The organism is Pseudomonas sp. FG1, from assembly GCF_034313875.1.
GTDB lineage: Bacteria > Pseudomonadota > Gammaproteobacteria > Pseudomonadales > Pseudomonadaceae > Aquipseudomonas > Aquipseudomonas veronii.
Genome location: NZ_JAVIWP010000001.1, coordinates 5,030,089 through 5,045,567, shown reverse-complemented (window position 1 = coordinate 5,045,567; position 15,479 = coordinate 5,030,089). Strand labels below are relative to the sequence as shown.

Here is a 15,479-nt window from a genome sequence, read left to right as displayed (position 1 = left end):
AGCGATCACGGAGGAACACAGCCTATGAATGCTCGCCTAAGCCCTCTGAGCGGCGCTTTGTTGCTGTTGCTCAGCCTAAACGGTTGCGCCCAGAACCAGGCCTTGGCACCGCCACCGGGTGGAGAGCAGGTCAGCATCGTGGTGAAGGTCCCGCAGAACCTCGCGGCGGAACCCATGCAGGTGATGTACCGCTCGGAGAAATGCCCGATCAAACGCTCCGGGCCAGACTGGACCACTTATGAAGAGGATGGTTACTTGTCCACTATGGTTCAACCGCAACAGCAGGGGCAGAGCGACCTGTATGAGGCCAAGTTGCCCATCAATGGTGGTAGCCGATGCCAGTGGCAACTGAGCAATGTGACTTTTGGCGTTACCTACGCCAATACAACGCACTTTGGCGAGAATGTTAAAGCGGGCCCTGGGGGCGGGGTGATCGTGATGTTCGATCAGCATCTGCCACAACAACGTTCTGCTTTTGAGCCGACGATAGAGGTCAGTGGCGACTTGCTGATCCGTAAGGATTACTACCCTTGGGTAAACGAACAGTTTCTGGGCCGACATGAAAAGCTCGCTTGGATAGTCGGACAGGGTGAAATGTATTCGTATTATCGAGCTCCAACGACGCGAAAGGTGGTTTTCGAGCCTCTGCTACATGCTGACTACGTCGTTTATTCGGTAGGGCCGAAGGTGAAAAAAGAGGGTAATCGCAACATCTTCACCTATTCTGACGGCTGTGTTGTGGTTGGTGGCAGTGGCCCAAACTTCAAGAAGCTGCAATCCATTCGTCTGGGGCAATCACAATGACAGCGCTATGGATGGAACATGCCTCCGTGCATATGCAGCGCGTCACCCAAACAAGCGCTGCTTTGTTGTTGCTGCTCAACCTCAGCGGTTGCGCCCAGAACCAGACCTTGGCACCGCCACCGGGTGGAGAGCAGGTCAGCATCGTGGTGAAGGTCCCGCAGAACCTCGCGGCGGAACCCTTGCAGGTGATGTACCGCTCGGAGAAATGCCCGATCAAACGCTCCGGGCCAGACTGGACCACTTATGAAGAGGACGGTTACTTGTCCACTACGGTTCAACCGCAACAGCAGGGGCAGAGCGACCTGTATGAGGCCAAGTTGCCCATCAATGGTGGTAGCCGATGCCAGTGGCAACTGAGCAATGTGACTTTTGGCGTTACCTACGCCAATACAACGCACTTTGGCGAGAATGTTAAAGCGGGCCCTGGGGGCGGGGTGATCGTGATGTTCGATCAGCATCTGCCACAACGACGTTCTGCTTTTCAGCCGACGATAGAAGTCAGCGGCGATCTGCTGATCAGGAAGGACTACTACCCCAGGGTTAGCGAACACTTCCTTGGCGGACACGAAAAACTCGCTAGGTTATTCGGCGAGGGTGAGATTTATTTGTATTACCGTGCCAAAAATGCACGGCAGGTGGTGTTCGAGCCCGTGCTGCATGCCGACTACGTGCTTTATTCAGTGGGGCCGAAGGTGAAAAAGGAGGGTAACTATACCCGCTACACCTACCCCGATGGCAGCGTGGTGGCTGATGGTCGTGACCCAAGCTTCAAGAAGCTGCAATCCATTCGCCTGACTGCGGAGAAGGTTCGATGAATCGCATGTTTCCTTCTGTTCAGGCCTTACCGTTAACTCTTAATGTTTTATTCCGGATGTCGGATGACGTGAGTCTTAGATAAAACCTAGTCATGTATTTGTATTGGGTGGTTGCGATGATTTATTTGAATTTAATTGCGGGTGCTGGCCAGTCTCGCTTTAAAAATATTGCCGAGGTTAGTCTGGGCTGTGGTTGTGTGAAGCGCTTAAAGTTCGGGGTTTTAGGACTTTTTGCCGGACTGCATTCGGGCTGTGCGGCAATAGGGGCGGCAGTTATGAATGGCCCTGCTTGCCCTTATCAAGGCGTTCAGCTGGATTTTCATGCGGCGACTGATTGGACACTGATCAAGGGGAGTAATGGACTGATTATTCCGTTAGCTATTATCGACTTACCTTTTTCTTTTGTTCTCGACACGTTGACTCTTGGGAATGCATTAGATGCTGACAGCGGTGAGCTGAATTGTCCGCGAAAGTTTACGTAGCGCTTGGGCGCTGGTCAGCTAAAAGTTCGTGCGTTTTTGGGGGGAGTAGTTTTTATTGGTCGAGATCATTTCTCTAACGAATGTTCTGATCGTTTTTATGGAAGCCTGTTTTTCAATGGGCGAGTTTTGGATTGTTTTATTTATGTCCCAGGGATTTGTTTTATTGGGTGATAAAACCACCCATGGTGGAGAAGTGATATCAGCCTCATCCACGATGATCGTAAATGGCAAGCGAGTAGCACTGGTCGGAGACGAGGTTCGTTGCCCGCTGCCGGGGCATGGCGTCAACCGGATTGTCGATGGCTGCCCGGACTGGTCTGAGGGTGATCGGGCGATGGTGATCAACGGCTGCCGCTGCGAGTGCGATTGCCAGGTGATTTCCAGCGCTCTCGATTGCGGGGTGGGTTAGTCATGGGCTGGGATCGTCAGGCACCTCATGTAGTGGAAGCTCCAAAACCGCCTGTGCCGGGTCGTTGGCTATTGGCTGCACTCATAGCGGTACTGGTCTGCGTGCTGCTGTTTTTGCTGCATACCTCCGAACGGATGCCGTTACTGAGTACGCTCAACATTTGGGCATTGTCCGCTTCGCCATTGGTGGTCTGGATCCTGGCGTTCGCTGCGCGTGCCTATGCCTATGGGACTGCGTTGAGCCATTGCCAGTTTCTGGAGGAGGAGGCGCAAAGTGTGCAGCGTTCCTGGCAGGCTTGGGCGCAGCGCTACTTGGCAGTGTCTGCCAGTTGTGTGCTGCTGCCTGATCAGGTATCTGCGAGTGTATTAACTCAGGGTTCCTTTGATTTGCCTCCCCGCACAGGGCAAGCGCGGCGTATTGCGGCTTTGCCTGTAGGGCCGGAACGTACTCAAGCCGGACTGCAGATGTTGATTCAGGCATTGGTGCCGGCACTGCATGCGTTGCCGACGGGGCGGGAACTCCGGGTCACCCTGCTGAGCGATGCCGATCCCCGCGAATACGAAGCCTTGCGCGATACCTGGCAGCAGAGCTTGGTCATCACGATGAGGCTGCCGCTACCCGTAACGGTCACATTGATTAGCGAATTGTCGTACCGGTGGATCGATGAAACGTTGAAGGCCGCCACCGCAGTCATCGACTTGATCCTGGTGCTTCAGGTTCACGGTGAAGACTCTTACTCCGACGGGCTTGCCGCCTTGCTGCTATGCCCGGACAGCCTGGCAATCGCCTTGGAGCTACCGATCACCGCTGGTTTGTTGCGGCCAATGCCATTGGATATCGATGTGCTGGACAGCGAATTACCATTGTTTCTGCAAACCCAAGTGAGCGCTTGCCGGGCAACCGGCATGTTGGCCGACGCCGCCGACTGGCAGCCACTGACCGGAAAAATGCTTGCTGTAGCAGGCGCCCATGGTGCTTCGCTCAACGTGGAGCAGCGGTGGATTCAGGAAAGTCTGTGCGGGCTATCTGGTCCGTTCGGCCACTGGCTAGTAACTGCGCTGTGTGTGGAAATTGTCCGGCATCAGCGCGAGCCTTTGTTGGTATTGGCACGAGAAGAATCGCAGCACTGGATGAGCACTGTTGTCACGGGAGAGTTGGCATGAAAGTTTGGAGTAATTCATGGCGCCGTGCGGGGGCAGCAGTTTGGGTCATTATGCTGGTAGCCGCTCTGGGCTGGGTGATCTGGCGTTTTGGCGATCAGATCGGGCTAGCTGAGAATCACCACAAACTGTTGGTTTTTCTACTGATCATCGCCATCGCAATGGGCGGCGTTCTGGCACCGCGGTGGTTAGCGCATCTCAAACGTCAAAACCACCGCGAGCAGGGACGTGTGGGTAAGGTCTATCCCCCGGCGGACTCACAGATAGTTTTGCCTCACTCACCGACTACTCACCTCTTAGAGCTGCGCGAGCACCTACGCGAGCACTACGGCCTCTTCTGGCGCCACAAAACCCGCCTGCTGCTCATCATCGGCGAACCCACCGAAATCGAAGCCATCGCCCCCACCCTGGCCGCTCACCAATGGCTCGAAGGCCAAGGCACCGTCCTGCTGTGGGGTGGCAGTGCGCAGGCCGCGCTGGATCAATCATTCCCTGAGCGCTGGAGCGGCCTCAGCCGCTGGCGTGCGCTGGACGGAGTCGTCTGGGCGCTGAACGAAACCCAGGCCGCCGACGATGTCGCGATGGGCAAAGGTGTACGCCAGGTGCAGCGCCTTGCCCGTGACTTGCGCTGGCAGTTGCCGTTATCTCTCTGGCAGGTCTGCGGCAGTGCGTGGGCGCAGGACACGCGCAAAGCGCAGCCGGTGGGCTGTCAGTTGCCCGCGCGCTTTTCGGCGGCGGCATTGGACGCCGCGTTGAATCGTTTGCTGGAGCCTTTGCGTCGCGCGGGTTTGGCGCAGATGAACGCGGTGATGAAGGATGATTTTCTGCTGCGTCTGTCGCGGGATTTAAAGGGCGAGGGCATTGATCGTTGGCGTCACACCTTGGCGCACCTGGCCGGCGAATTTGCCCGTGGCGTGCCGTTGCGGGGGGTGTGGTTCAGCCTGCCGGTCCAGCGCTCGCCGCATGATAGCCAACATGAGTGGTCGGTGGCCCCGGTGTGGCATGGCGTACTCGGCGATAACCCCCGTGGCCGTCGGCTGGGCTGGAGCGTGCCGCGAGTTGGCTACGCATTGGCTTTCGGCCTAGCCATGCTGTGGAGCGCAGGACTGCTGCTGTCATTCATCAGCAACCGCACGCAGATCGCCCAGTTACACAGCTCGTTGTCGACCTTGCAGCGCGCATCACAAGGCGACGAACAGCTCCGGGCCCTTCATGAACTGGTCCGCGAATTGGCGCGCCTGGATGATCGCGTTCAAGGCGGCGCTCCGTGGTACCAGCGCTTCGGCCTGAATCAAAACCCAGTTTTGCTTGAAACCGTGTGGCCGCGCTACGTCGAAGCCAACAACCGCCTGATCCGCGACCCGGCCGTCGCCGCTTTACGCCAACAGCTCACGGCCCTGGTCAAGCTGGCCCCGGACAATCCCGAGCGCGCCGAACGCGCCCGTGCTGCCTACGACCAGCTCAAGGCCTACCTGATGATGGCGCGTCCGGCAAAAGCCGACGCCAGTCTGCTGGTGAAAACCCTCGGCGAAGTCGAGCCTTCCCGCGCGGGCCTCTGGCAAGCCCTGGGCCCCACTCTGTGGCAGTTCTACGCTGAACACCTGGCGGAAAACCCGGCTTGGCGCATCGACACCGACGCGCGGCTGGTCGCGCAAGTCCGGCAGGTCCTGCTCGGCCAACTGGGCCAACGCAATGCCGAAGCCAATCTGTACCAACAACTGCTCGATGACGCCGCCCATCACTACCCGGCCCTGGGCCTGCAGCAACTGGTCGGCGACACCGACGCCCAGGCCCTGTTCACCACTGAGGCCAGCGTGCCCGGCGTGTTCACCCGCCGGGCCTGGGAAGGCTCGGTGCGCCACGCCATCGATGCGATCGCCGAGGCGCGCCGCGAGGAAATCGATTGGGTGCTCAGCGACCAACCCGCCGATGTCGACACCCGCCTGAGCCCTGACCAACTGCGCGCCCGCCTTACCGAACGCTACTTCCAGGACTACGCCAGCGCCTGGCAGGATCTGCTCAACAGCCTGCGCTGGCAGCAGGCCGCGAGTCTCGATGAGTCAATCGACCAATTGACGCTGATGAGCGACGTGCGCCAATCGCCCTTGATCGCGCTGCTGAACAGCGTGGCCTACCAGGCGCAGGCGGGCAGCCGACCCCAGGCCCTGGCCGACTCGCTGGTGCAGTCCGCGCAAAAGCTGATCGGACCGGACAAGGCTCCAGCGATCGAACCGTTGGCCCAGGCCGCCACGGGGCCGCTGGCGGCGACCTTCGGCCCGTTATTGGCGCTGCTGGACAAGTCCAACACGGACGGCCTCAGTCTCCCTGCCTTCCTCACCCGCGTGACACGGGTGCGTTTGAAACTGCAGCAGATCAGCACCGCGCCCGACCCGCTGGAAATGACTCAGGCCCTGGCACAAAGCGTGTTTCAAGGCCGCAGCATCGACCTCACCGACACCCAATCCTACGGTGCCCTGCTGGCCGCCAGCCTGGGCGCGGAGTGGGGCGGGGCGGCGCAGACGCTGTTCGTGCAGCCGCTGGAACAGGCCTGGCAACGCGTGTTGCAACCGTCCGCCGCGGGCCTCAACAGCCACTGGCAGCGCTCGATCGTCAGCCATTGGAACGCCGCCTTCGCCAGCCGCTACCCGTTTGCCGCCACCACCAGCGACGCCTCGTTGCCGATGTTGGGGCAGATGATCCGCGCGGACTCCGGGCGCATCGCACAGTTTTTACAGCAGCAATTGAGCGGCGTGCTGCGCAAGGAAGGTAGCCGTTGGGTAGCCGATCCGCGCCACAGCCAAGGCCTGCGCTTCAACCCGCAGTTTCTGCGCGCGATCAATCAACTGAGCGAACTGGCCGATGTGCTCTACACCGACGGCGGCGTGGGGCTGAGCTTTGAACTGCAAGGCAAACCCGTGCGCGACGTGGTGCAAACCACCTTCATCCTCAACGGCGACCGGCACCAGTACTTCAACCAGAAAGAAAGCTGGCAGCGTTTCAACTGGCCGGGGCGCAGCGACTATCCCGGCGTGAGCCTCAGCTGGACCAGCGTGCATGCCGGCGAGCGGCTATTTGGCGACTACCCCGGCACCTGGGGCCTGATCCGCCTGCTGGAAAACGCCCAGGTCACGCCACTGGACGACGGCAACAGCCGCTACCGCCTGGCCCTCAAGGCGCCCGACGGCCTGAGCCTGACATGGCACCTGCGCACTGAATTGGATGCGGGGCCGCTGGCGTTGCTCAAGCTGCGTGACTTCAGGTTGCCGCAACAGATATTTCTCAATGAGGGCTGAGCCTTCGAGTCGGTGAGACCGCTCCTTGCAGGTCAGGGAGTGCCCGGCACATTCGGCCAAAGATCCGCCACCAGAAACAACCGCTCGGCTTCCTCCCACTCCTCGCCGTTCTGAACCAGTCGCACCAGCAACTGAGCCGGTGCCATCGGTGCCAGGTCCGCCAGCCATTCCAGCATCTGTTCTTCGCTCCACACCGCTTCTGCCTGGTAATGCGCTGGCGCCAGCCACGCATGTCGGGGCAAGGGCTGCCAGCGGCCGGGCGCGCTGGCGCTGACAAAGTCCCGCCAATCACGCTGATGCAGCCAGCGCCCACGCAAATGCTGCGGGTGAGCGCCATAGGGCGGTTCAGCCTGGCCAGGCCAGGGGTAAAGCAAATAGCCGCCGAGCCACAAGTGGGCATCGAACTGCGCGATGCCCAGCGCGGCCAACACCTCGCGGCTCTCCGGTCGTGCCGAAATCGGCAACTGATGCTGGGCCAGGTGCGCCAGCTTGCGATCCAGCCGATCATGACAGCCCGGCCCCAGCCACTGCGCGGTGTCCTGGCCATTGCCGTCCTGCGGGCCGAGGTAGAGTTTGATCGCCAGTTCCAGGTGATGCACGCCCTCGCGGTCGCGCAGCAGCATGTCCAGTTCGCCCAGGGTATGCCCGGCGCGGCGGATCGGCAGGTTGGCTGCCAGCAGTTCCACGCCCGGCGCATGCTGCACGGCGAACTGCCACAGGCGTTCGTAGTAGAGGCCCAGGCGCCGGGTGCGTGCCAGGTTCAGCCAATGCTGCAGGGGGCTGCTGTCCTGGTCCAATTGCCGCAGCCAGTGTTCGAGACGGTCGGGCGCCTGTACCCAGTCGCTGCCGGCCAGCGGATGGCGTTGCGGCCACGGCGTTTGCGCGAGCATCGGCGGGGCGAGCATCACCCACGCCAGGTCGCGCACCTCGGGATGGCGCAGTTGGCGGGGCAGGTTGTGCAAGTCGGGGAACACGGTCATGGTCCGAGCATAGCCTTTTACACAGGGGAGGGTGGCTGAGAAGCGTTGTCATCAAGGCTTCACGGCGACAAAGGATTTTGCCTGACGCGGCCTTTCGCCCATAATCGTTCTTTTTTGCCACACCCCAATCCCGCAGGAGCCCCATGGAGCAATTTCGCAATATCGGCATTATCGGTCGCCTGGGCAGTACCCAGGTGTTGGACACCGTCCGCCGGCTGAAAAAGTTTTTGCTCGAGCGCCACCTGCATGTGATCCTCGAAGACACCATCGCCGAAATCCTCCCGGGCCATGGCCTGCAAACCTCGTCGCGCAAGATGCTCGGTGAAGTCTGTGACATGGTGATTGTGGTCGGCGGCGACGGCAGCCTGCTGGGCGCCGCACGGGCGCTGGCGCGGCATAACGTGCCGGTGCTGGGGATCAACCGTGGCAGCCTGGGGTTCCTGACCGATATTCGTCCCGATGAGCTGGAAGTCGAAGTGGCCAAGGTGCTCGACGGCCATTACCTGGTGGAGAACCGCTTCCTGCTGCAAGCTGAAGTGCGCCGCCACGGCGAAGCCATCGGCCAGGGCGACGCCCTCAACGATGTCGTGCTGCACCCCGGCAAATCCACGCGGATGATCGAATTCGAGTTGTATATCGACGGCCAATTCGTATGCAGTCAAAAGGCCGATGGCCTGATCGTCGCCACGCCCACCGGCTCCACCGCTTATGCGCTGTCGGCGGGCGGCCCGATCATGCACCCCAAGCTCGACGCCATTGTGATCGTGCCGATGTACCCCCATATGTTGTCCAGCCGGCCGATTGTGGTCGATGGCAACAGTGAGCTGAAAATCGTGGTTTCCAAAGACATGCAGATTTACCCGCAAGTCTCCTGCGACGGGCAGAACCATTTCACCTGCGCCCCCGGTGACACCATCACCGTGAGTAAAAAAGCGCAGAAGCTGCGGCTGATCCACCCGCTGGACCACAACTACTATGAAGTGTGCCGCACCAAGTTGGGCTGGGGCAGCCGCTTGGGGGGTGGAGGCGACTGATGCTCGATCCCGCGCGTAGCTACGACCTGATTGGTGATGTGCATGGTTGCGCCCACACCCTTGAGCACCTGCTCGACCAGTTGGGCTACCACAAGCACGCTGGTACCTGGCGCCACCCGTCGCGCATGGCGGTGTTCCTCGGCGATATCATCGACCGTGGCCCGCGGATTCGCGAGGCGCTGCACATTGTCCACGACATGACCGAGGCCGGGCAGGCGCTGTGCATCATGGGCAACCATGAGTTCAACGCCCTGGGCTGGGCCACGCCCGCGCCACCGGGCAGCGGCAAGCAGTTCGTGCGCGAGCACACCCCGCGGCATGAGCGCTTGATCCACGAGACCCTGACCCAGTTCGAGGATCACCCGGCCGATTGGCACGACTTCCTCGGCTGGTTCTATGACATGCCGCTGTTCGTCGACGCCGGGCGTTTTCGTGTGGTGCATGCGTGCTGGGATGACGGGTTTATCCAGCCGCTGCGCGCGACTTTTCCCGATGGCTGTATCGATCAGCATTTCCTGCAGGCCGCCGCCGTGCCGGGCAGCTTCGCCTGCAATGCCTTTGACCGCCTGTTGCGCGGCACCGACATGCGTCTGCCGGACGGTTTGACCCTGACCGGCGGCGACGGCCTGACACGCTCGTTCTTCCGCACCAAGTTCTGGGAAGAGGACCCGAAAACCTACGGCGACATCGTGTTCCAGCCCGACGCGTTGCCGGAGCCCGTGGCGCGCACACCGTTGTCGTCTTCTGAAAAAAACTCCCTGCTGCGCTACGGCGTCGACGAGCCTGTGCTGTTCGTCGGGCATTACTGGCGCAGCGGCAAACCGGCGCCGATCCGTCCGAACCTGGCCTGCCTGGACTACAGCGCGGTGCTGTACGGCAAGCTGGTGGCGTATCGATTGGATCAGGAAACCCGCCTCGATCCGCATAAATTCGTATGGGTCGACGTTGAGCGCCCCGAGGTGATTACATGAGTGCCGTGCCCGTATTACGCTTGCCGCTGAGCGTCGACCTGGGCGGTTTCGTCAAACTGCTGCAACGCATGCAGGTGCCCCATCGCGTCAGTGAAGAAGCGGGCGAGCAGGTGTTGTGGGTGCCCGAGACCATCAGCGACGACGTGCGCGTCTTGTATCAACGTTTTCCGGCCGGCGATCCGGACCAACAACTGGATATTCCGGAGCGGGCAGCGGTCACGCGCCCGGGGTTTGTTCAGCAAGTGCGCCATAGCCCGGTGACGGCGCTGGTGCTGCTGGCGAGCCTGATCGTTGGCGCGGTGACCTTGCTCGGTGAAAACCTGCAAGCGATGAGCTGGCTGACCTTCCTGCCGTTCCGGGTGATGGGTGAGTACATCCAGTTCACGCCGCTGGCCGACACCTTGGCCTCGGGCCAGTGGTGGCGGCTGGTCACGCCGATGCTGATCCACTTCGGCATCCTGCACCTGGCCATGAATGGCATGTGGTACTGGGAGCTGGGGCGGCGTATTGAAGCGCGCCAGGGCAGTATCAACCTGCTGGGGCTGACGCTGTTGTTCAGCCTGGCCTCCAATTTCGCTCAATACCTGTATGGCGGCCCCGGCCTGTTTGGTGGCTTGTCCGGCGTCTTGTATGGGCTGCTGGGGCATTGCTGGATCTATCAACTCATCTCGCCCAACCCGGCTTATCGCCTGCCCCGTGGGGTGCTGGTGATGATGCTGGTGTGGTTGGTGCTGTGCCTGTCGGGGCTGGTCTCGATGATCGGTTTCGGCGAAATCGCCAATGCCGCCCATGTCGGCGGCCTGGCCATCGGTTGCCTGACCGGCTTGTTGGGCGGTTTATACAGTCGTCGCAAATCCACTATTCGTTAAGGAAGAGCCTGAATGTCCTCTTTTGCTGAAATGATCGAAAACATCACCCCGGACATCTACCGGAGCCTCAAGCTCGCCGTGGAAATCGGCAAATGGTCTGATGGCCGCAAGCTCACCGCCGAGCAGCGGGAGCTGTCGCTGCAAGCGATGATCGCCTGGGAGATCCAGAACCTGCCGGAAGACCAGCGCACCGGCTACATGGGAACGCAGGAGTGTGAATCGAAGTCGACCACGGTGCCGAACATCCTGTTCAAGTCGGACGCGATCCATTGATTGAAATCGGTCGCGGTGCAGTCAGCAAAATGTCGGCGCAACTCGGTGAGCCGACCGTTCAATATGCGTTTCGTCTGGGCGATACCGAAGTGCCGGTCAACCCGTTGATCGGCACCCATGTGCGCCTGGAATACCTGGGTGCGATCCATTGCAGCCATTGCGGCCGCAAGACCAAGACCAGCTTCAGCCAGGGTTATTGCTACCCGTGCATGACCAAGCTGGCTCAGTGCGACCTGTGCATCATGAGTCCCGAGCGTTGTCATTACGCCGCCGGCACCTGCCGTGATCCGGCGTGGGGCGAGCAGTTCTGCATGACCGACCATGTGGTCTACCTGGCCAATTCGTCGGGCATCAAGGTCGGCATCACCCGCGCCACCCAATTGCCCACGCGTTGGCTCGACCAGGGCGCCAGCCAGGCGCTGCCGATCGTGCGGGTGTCCACGCGCCAGCAGTCCGGTTTCGTCGAAGACCTGTTCCGCAGCCAGGTCGCCGACAAGACCAACTGGCGTGCCTTGCTCAAGGGCGATGCACAATCGGTCGACCTCAAGCAGGTGCGCGATGAGTTGTTCGCGTCTTGCGCCGAGGGCCTGGCGAGTTTGCAGGAACGCTTTGGCCTACAAGCCATCCAAACGATTGCCGACATTGAACCGATCGAAATCCGTTACCCGATCGAGCTGTATCCGACCAAGATCGTCAGCTTCAACCTGGACAAGAACCCGATTGCCGAAGGCACGCTGCTGGGGATCAAGGGCCAATACCTGATCTTCGACACCGGGGTCATCAATATTCGCAAGTACACGGCCTACCAGCTCGCCGTGCATCAGTAAAAGGATGCCACCCATGCGTACCGAACAACCGAAGATGATTTACCTGAAGGACTATCAGGCGCCGGACTACCTGATCGACGAGACGCACCTGACCTTCGAGTTGTTCGAGGACCACAGCCTGGTCCACGCGCAACTGGTGATGCGCCGTAACCCCGCACGTGGCGCCGGCTTGCCGCCGCTGGTGCTGGACGGTCAGCAGCTCGAACTGTTGAGCGTGAACCTGGCTGACCGGGAATTGACGGACGCTGACTACCAGGTGACCGACAGCCACCTGACCGTGCAGCCCACGAGTGAGACCTTCACCCTCGACACCAGCGTCAAGATCCACCCCGAAACCAACACGGCCCTCGAAGGCTTGTACAAGTCCGGCGGCATGTTCTGCACCCAGTGCGAGGCCGAAGGGTTCCGCAAGATCACTTACTACCTCGACCGTCCGGATGTGATGAGTACCTTCACCACCACCGTGATCGCCGAGCAACACAGCTACCCGGTGCTGCTGTCCAACGGCAACCCGATTGCCAGCGGTCCTGGCGAAGACGGCCGCCACTGGGCGACCTGGGAAGACCCGTTCAAGAAGCCGGCGTACCTGTTCGCGCTGGTGGCCGGTGATTTGTGGTGTGTCGAAGACAGCTTCACCACCATGACCAACCGTTCCGTGGCGCTGCGTATCTATGTCGAGCCGGAAAATATCGACAAGTGCCAGCACGCCATGAGCAGCCTGAAAAAATCCATGCGCTGGGATGAAGAAACCTACGGCCGCGAGTACGACCTCGACATCTTCATGATCGTCGCGGTCAACGACTTCAACATGGGTGCCATGGAGAACAAGGGCCTCAACATCTTCAACTCCAGCGCCGTGCTGGCCCGCGCCGAAACCGCCACCGACGCCGCGCATCAGCGGGTCGAGGCTATCGTCGCGCATGAATACTTCCACAACTGGTCGGGCAACCGCGTGACCTGCCGCGACTGGTTCCAACTGTCGCTCAAGGAAGGCTTCACCGTGTTCCGCGACTCGGGCTTCTCTGCGGACATGAACTCGGCCACGGTCAAGCGCATTCAGGATGTGGCGTACCTGCGCACTCACCAGTTCGCCGAAGACGCCGGCCCGATGGCCCACGCCGTGCGCCCGGAAAGTTTTATCGAGATCTCCAACTTCTATACCCTGACCGTGTACGAAAAGGGCTCGGAAGTGGTCGGTATGATCCACACCTTGCTCGGCGCCGAAGGCTTCCGCAAAGGCAGCGACCTCTATTTCGAGCGTCATGACGGTCAGGCCGTGACCTGCGACGACTTCATCAAGGCCATGGAAGACGCCAACGGTGCCGACCTCAGCCAGTTCAAGCGCTGGTACAGCCAGGCCGGTACGCCGCGCTTGGCGGTGAGTGATTCCTACGATGCTGCGGCCAAAACCTACAGCCTGACTTTCCGCCAAAGCTGCCCGGAAACCCCGGACAAGGTGGAAAAACTGCCGTTCGTGATTCCAGTGGCATTGGGCCTGCTGGACGGCAAGGGCGCCGCTGTCGCGTTGCGCCTGGCCGGTGAGGCAAGTGCTGCCGGCACGTCCCGCGTGATTTCGGTGACCGAGGCCGAGCAGACCTTTACCTTCGTCGATATCAACGAGCAGCCGCTGCCTTCGCTGCTGCGCGGTTTCTCGGCGCCGGTGAAACTGAGATTTGCGTACACCCGTGATCAGTTGATGTTCCTGATGCAGCACGACAGCGACGGGTTCAATCGCTGGGATGCCGGCCAGCAACTGTCGGTGCAGGTGTTGCAGGAGCTGATCGGCCAGTACCAGGCGGGTCAGCCGCTGAAGCTGGATCAGCGCCTGATCGACGCTCTGCGCACGGTATTGAACGACGAAAGCCTGGACCAGGCGATGGTCGCCGAAATGCTCTCGTTGCCGGGTGAGGCCTACCTGACGGAAATCAGCGAAGTGGCCGACGTCGACGCCATTCATGCCGCCCGTGAATTCGCCCGTAAGCAACTGGCCGACCAGCTGTTCGACGGTTTGTGGCTGCGCTACCAGGCCAACCGCGAACTGTCCAAGCAAACCCCGTATGTAGCGGCTGCCGAGCACTTTGCCCGGCGTGCCTTGCAGAACATTGCGCTGTCGTACCTGATGCTCAGCGGCAAGCCGCAAGTGCTGGCGGCGACGTTGGACCAGTTCGACACCAGCGACAACATGACTGAACGCCTGACCGCGTTGGCGGTGTTGGTGAATTCGCCGTTCGAGGCGGAAAAAGCCAAGGCCTTGGCGGTGTTTGCCGAGAACTTCAAGGACAACCCGCTGGTCATGGACCAGTGGTTCAGCGTGCAGGCCGGCAGCGTGTTGCCGGGCGGGCTGGCGCGGGTCAAGGCGTTGATGGAACATCCGGCGTTCACCATCAAGAACCCGAACAAAGTGCGTGCACTGGTGGGCGCGTTTGCCGGGCAGAACCTGATCAACTTCCACGCTGCGGACGGCTCGGGCTATCGTTTCCTGGCGGACCTGGTAATTCAGTTGAACGGTTTCAACCCGCAGATCGCCTCGCGTCAATTGGCGCCGTTGACCCGCTGGCGCAAATACGACAGCGCGCGGCAGGCGCTGATGAAGGCGGAACTGGAGCGTATTCGAGCTTCCGGTGAGCTATCGAGCGATGTGTTCGAGGTGGTCAGCAAGAGCCTTGCGTAAACCACGCAATTAAAAAAACGGCCGACAGGCCGTTTTTTTTCGTCCCGGATAATCGGCGGCCGAGCGGCTGCTGACATTTTCTGACAGGGTGCTCTGCTAAGCTGTGCCACTTTCTTTTTTTGATGGGCTCAACGTGTCGCGTACCACTCGTCTACTGACTTTGCTCCAGGCTCTGCGGGGCAAGAAGCGTCCGGTGACCGCTGCCGTACTGGCGGCGCAGTTGGAGGTGTCCGAGCGCACGCTGTATCGCGACATCGCCGAATTGACTGCGCTGGGCGCACCGATTTTTGGCGAGGCCGGAGTTGGGTATGTGTTGCGCAGCGGGCTGTTTTTACCGCCCTTGATGCTCAATGCCGAGGAAACCGAAGCCATCGTGCTTGGTCTGCGCTATGTGGATCAGCGTGGCGACGATGTCTTGAGCCATGCCGCGGCCAACGCCTTGGCAAAAATTGCGGACGTGCTGGACCCCGCCGCCCAGGAAGCGTTACGCAACCCGACGCTGCTACCTGGCCCGCCAGGGTTCGGCTACCCGGAAAACCGCGTACCGCTCAATGTGTTTCGCGAAGCCATTCGCAACCAGGCCAAGCTGCACATCGATTACGCCGACGCGAGCCAGACCCAGAGCCAGCGGCTGATCTGGCCCCTGGCGCTGGGCTTTCTCAATGAGGTGCGGGTGATCGTGGCCTGGTGCGAACTGCGAGACGCGTATCGCACCTTTCGCACCGATCGCGTAGCTGCCGCCGAGTCTCGCGGCGAGCGCTATCCGGGGCGCCGCAGTGATTGGTTGCGGGGCTGGCGCAAGTTGATGGAGCAGCAGCATTCCTCGCCGTTCACTCCTGACAAAAACTGACACAGCCCTGGTTTAGCATGGCGTCATAACTCATCACAAAG

The 15,479-nt window shown here is 60.7% G+C and carries 14 protein-coding genes; 13 read left to right on the top strand and 1 reads right to left on the bottom strand.

The genetic code is table 11. The annotated features are described in order from the left end of the window. The first annotated feature begins 24 nt into the window (after positions 1–24). From RGV59_RS22990 to RGV59_RS22965, 6 genes are all read left to right on the top strand, one after another. Positions 25–804 carry a hypothetical protein gene (locus RGV59_RS22990; protein WP_322247057.1) on the top strand — a complete coding sequence of 260 codons (780 nt, stop codon included), beginning with the start codon at positions 25–27 and terminating at the stop codon, positions 802–804. A 32-nt stretch (positions 805–836) separates the two neighbouring features. After that, positions 837–1,619, top strand: coding sequence for a hypothetical protein (locus RGV59_RS22985; RefSeq protein WP_322247147.1), 783 nt, complete (start codon positions 837–839; stop codon positions 1,617–1,619). A 116-nt stretch (positions 1,620–1,735) separates the two neighbouring features. Then, complete coding sequence (locus RGV59_RS22980) at positions 1,736–2,101, top strand: YceK/YidQ family lipoprotein (RefSeq protein ID WP_158243629.1); 366 nt, start codon at positions 1,736–1,738, stop codon at positions 2,099–2,101. Positions 2,102–2,156: 55 nt separating this feature from the next. Beyond that, a complete protein-coding gene (locus tag RGV59_RS22975; protein WP_226926366.1) occupies positions 2,157–2,510 on the top strand; it encodes a PAAR domain-containing protein in 354 nt (117 codons plus the stop codon). Between the two features lie 2 nt (positions 2,511–2,512). Beyond that, positions 2,513–3,673, top strand: coding sequence for a hypothetical protein (locus tag RGV59_RS22970; protein WP_219730913.1), 1,161 nt, complete (start codon positions 2,513–2,515; stop codon positions 3,671–3,673). After that, positions 3,670–6,963: an ImcF-related family protein gene (locus RGV59_RS22965; protein ID WP_416152040.1), complete on the top strand. Its 3,294-nt coding sequence runs from the start codon at positions 3,670–3,672 to the stop codon at positions 6,961–6,963. The genes RGV59_RS22970 and RGV59_RS22965 overlap by 4 nt, the downstream gene beginning before the upstream one ends. A 32-nt stretch (positions 6,964–6,995) precedes the next feature. Here the strand turns inward: RGV59_RS22965 and RGV59_RS22960 are convergent, their stop codons facing one another. Next, on the bottom strand, positions 6,996–7,943 hold the full coding sequence (locus RGV59_RS22960) for a DUF1853 family protein (RefSeq protein WP_079443633.1): 948 nt from the start codon (positions 7,941–7,943) through the stop codon (positions 6,996–6,998). Between the two features lie 143 nt (positions 7,944–8,086). Between RGV59_RS22960 and RGV59_RS22955 the strand changes: the two genes are divergently transcribed. The 7 genes from RGV59_RS22955 to RGV59_RS22925 all read left to right on the top strand — a co-directional run bounded on the left by RGV59_RS22955 (position 8,087) and on the right by RGV59_RS22925 (position 15,438). Continuing rightward, a complete protein-coding gene (locus RGV59_RS22955) occupies positions 8,087–8,977 on the top strand; it encodes an NAD(+) kinase (protein WP_003217892.1) in 891 nt (296 codons plus the stop codon). Beyond that, positions 8,977–9,948: a metallophosphoesterase gene (locus RGV59_RS22950; protein WP_046383153.1), complete on the top strand. Its 972-nt coding sequence runs from the start codon at positions 8,977–8,979 to the stop codon at positions 9,946–9,948. The genes RGV59_RS22955 and RGV59_RS22950 overlap by 1 nt, the downstream gene beginning before the upstream one ends. Further along, a complete protein-coding gene (locus RGV59_RS22945) occupies positions 9,945–10,817 on the top strand; it encodes a rhomboid family intramembrane serine protease (RefSeq protein ID WP_126586478.1) in 873 nt (290 codons plus the stop codon). Before RGV59_RS22950 ends, RGV59_RS22945 begins: the two co-directional genes overlap by 4 nt. A gap of 12 nt (positions 10,818–10,829) precedes the next feature. Further along, a complete protein-coding gene (locus tag RGV59_RS22940) occupies positions 10,830–11,090 on the top strand; it encodes a YeaC family protein (protein WP_017848373.1) in 261 nt (86 codons plus the stop codon). Further along, positions 11,087–11,917 carry a DUF2797 domain-containing protein gene (locus RGV59_RS22935; protein WP_126586476.1) on the top strand — a complete coding sequence of 277 codons (831 nt, stop codon included), beginning with the start codon at positions 11,087–11,089 and terminating at the stop codon, positions 11,915–11,917. The genes RGV59_RS22940 and RGV59_RS22935 overlap by 4 nt, the downstream gene beginning before the upstream one ends. A gap of 13 nt (positions 11,918–11,930) precedes the next feature. Next, positions 11,931–14,588, top strand: coding sequence for an aminopeptidase N (gene pepN, locus RGV59_RS22930; protein ID WP_126586474.1), 2,658 nt, complete (start codon positions 11,931–11,933; stop codon positions 14,586–14,588). Positions 14,589–14,721: 133 nt separating this feature from the next. Beyond that, positions 14,722–15,438 carry a helix-turn-helix transcriptional regulator gene (locus RGV59_RS22925; RefSeq protein ID WP_026140198.1) on the top strand — a complete coding sequence of 239 codons (717 nt, stop codon included), beginning with the start codon at positions 14,722–14,724 and terminating at the stop codon, positions 15,436–15,438. Positions 15,439–15,479: the final 41 nt, after the last annotated feature.

What these genes read in the sequence shown, in the direction of transcription:
- RGV59_RS22960 (WP_079443633.1), bottom strand. Translation starts at nt 7,943, where the DNA reads ATGACCGTGTTCCCCGACTTGCACAACCTGCCCCGCCAACTGCGCCAT.
- RGV59_RS22970 (WP_219730913.1), top strand. Translation starts at nt 2,513, where the DNA reads ATGGGCTGGGATCGTCAGGCACCTCATGTAGTGGAAGCTCCAAAACCG.
- RGV59_RS22990 (WP_322247057.1), top strand. Translation starts at nt 25, where the DNA reads ATGAATGCTCGCCTAAGCCCTCTGAGCGGCGCTTTGTTGCTGTTGCTC.
- RGV59_RS22945 (WP_126586478.1), top strand. Translation starts at nt 9,945, where the DNA reads ATGAGTGCCGTGCCCGTATTACGCTTGCCGCTGAGCGTCGACCTGGGC.
- RGV59_RS22950 (WP_046383153.1), top strand. Translation starts at nt 8,977, where the DNA reads ATGCTCGATCCCGCGCGTAGCTACGACCTGATTGGTGATGTGCATGGT.
- RGV59_RS22955 (WP_003217892.1), top strand. Translation starts at nt 8,087, where the DNA reads ATGGAGCAATTTCGCAATATCGGCATTATCGGTCGCCTGGGCAGTACC.
- RGV59_RS22965 (WP_416152040.1), top strand. Translation starts at nt 3,670, where the DNA reads ATGAAAGTTTGGAGTAATTCATGGCGCCGTGCGGGGGCAGCAGTTTGG.
- RGV59_RS22980 (WP_158243629.1), top strand. Translation starts at nt 1,736, where the DNA reads ATGATTTATTTGAATTTAATTGCGGGTGCTGGCCAGTCTCGCTTTAAA.
- RGV59_RS22940 (WP_017848373.1), top strand. Translation starts at nt 10,830, where the DNA reads ATGTCCTCTTTTGCTGAAATGATCGAAAACATCACCCCGGACATCTAC.
- pepN (WP_126586474.1), top strand. Translation starts at nt 11,931, where the DNA reads ATGCGTACCGAACAACCGAAGATGATTTACCTGAAGGACTATCAGGCG.
- RGV59_RS22985 (WP_322247147.1), top strand. Translation starts at nt 837, where the DNA reads ATGCAGCGCGTCACCCAAACAAGCGCTGCTTTGTTGTTGCTGCTCAAC.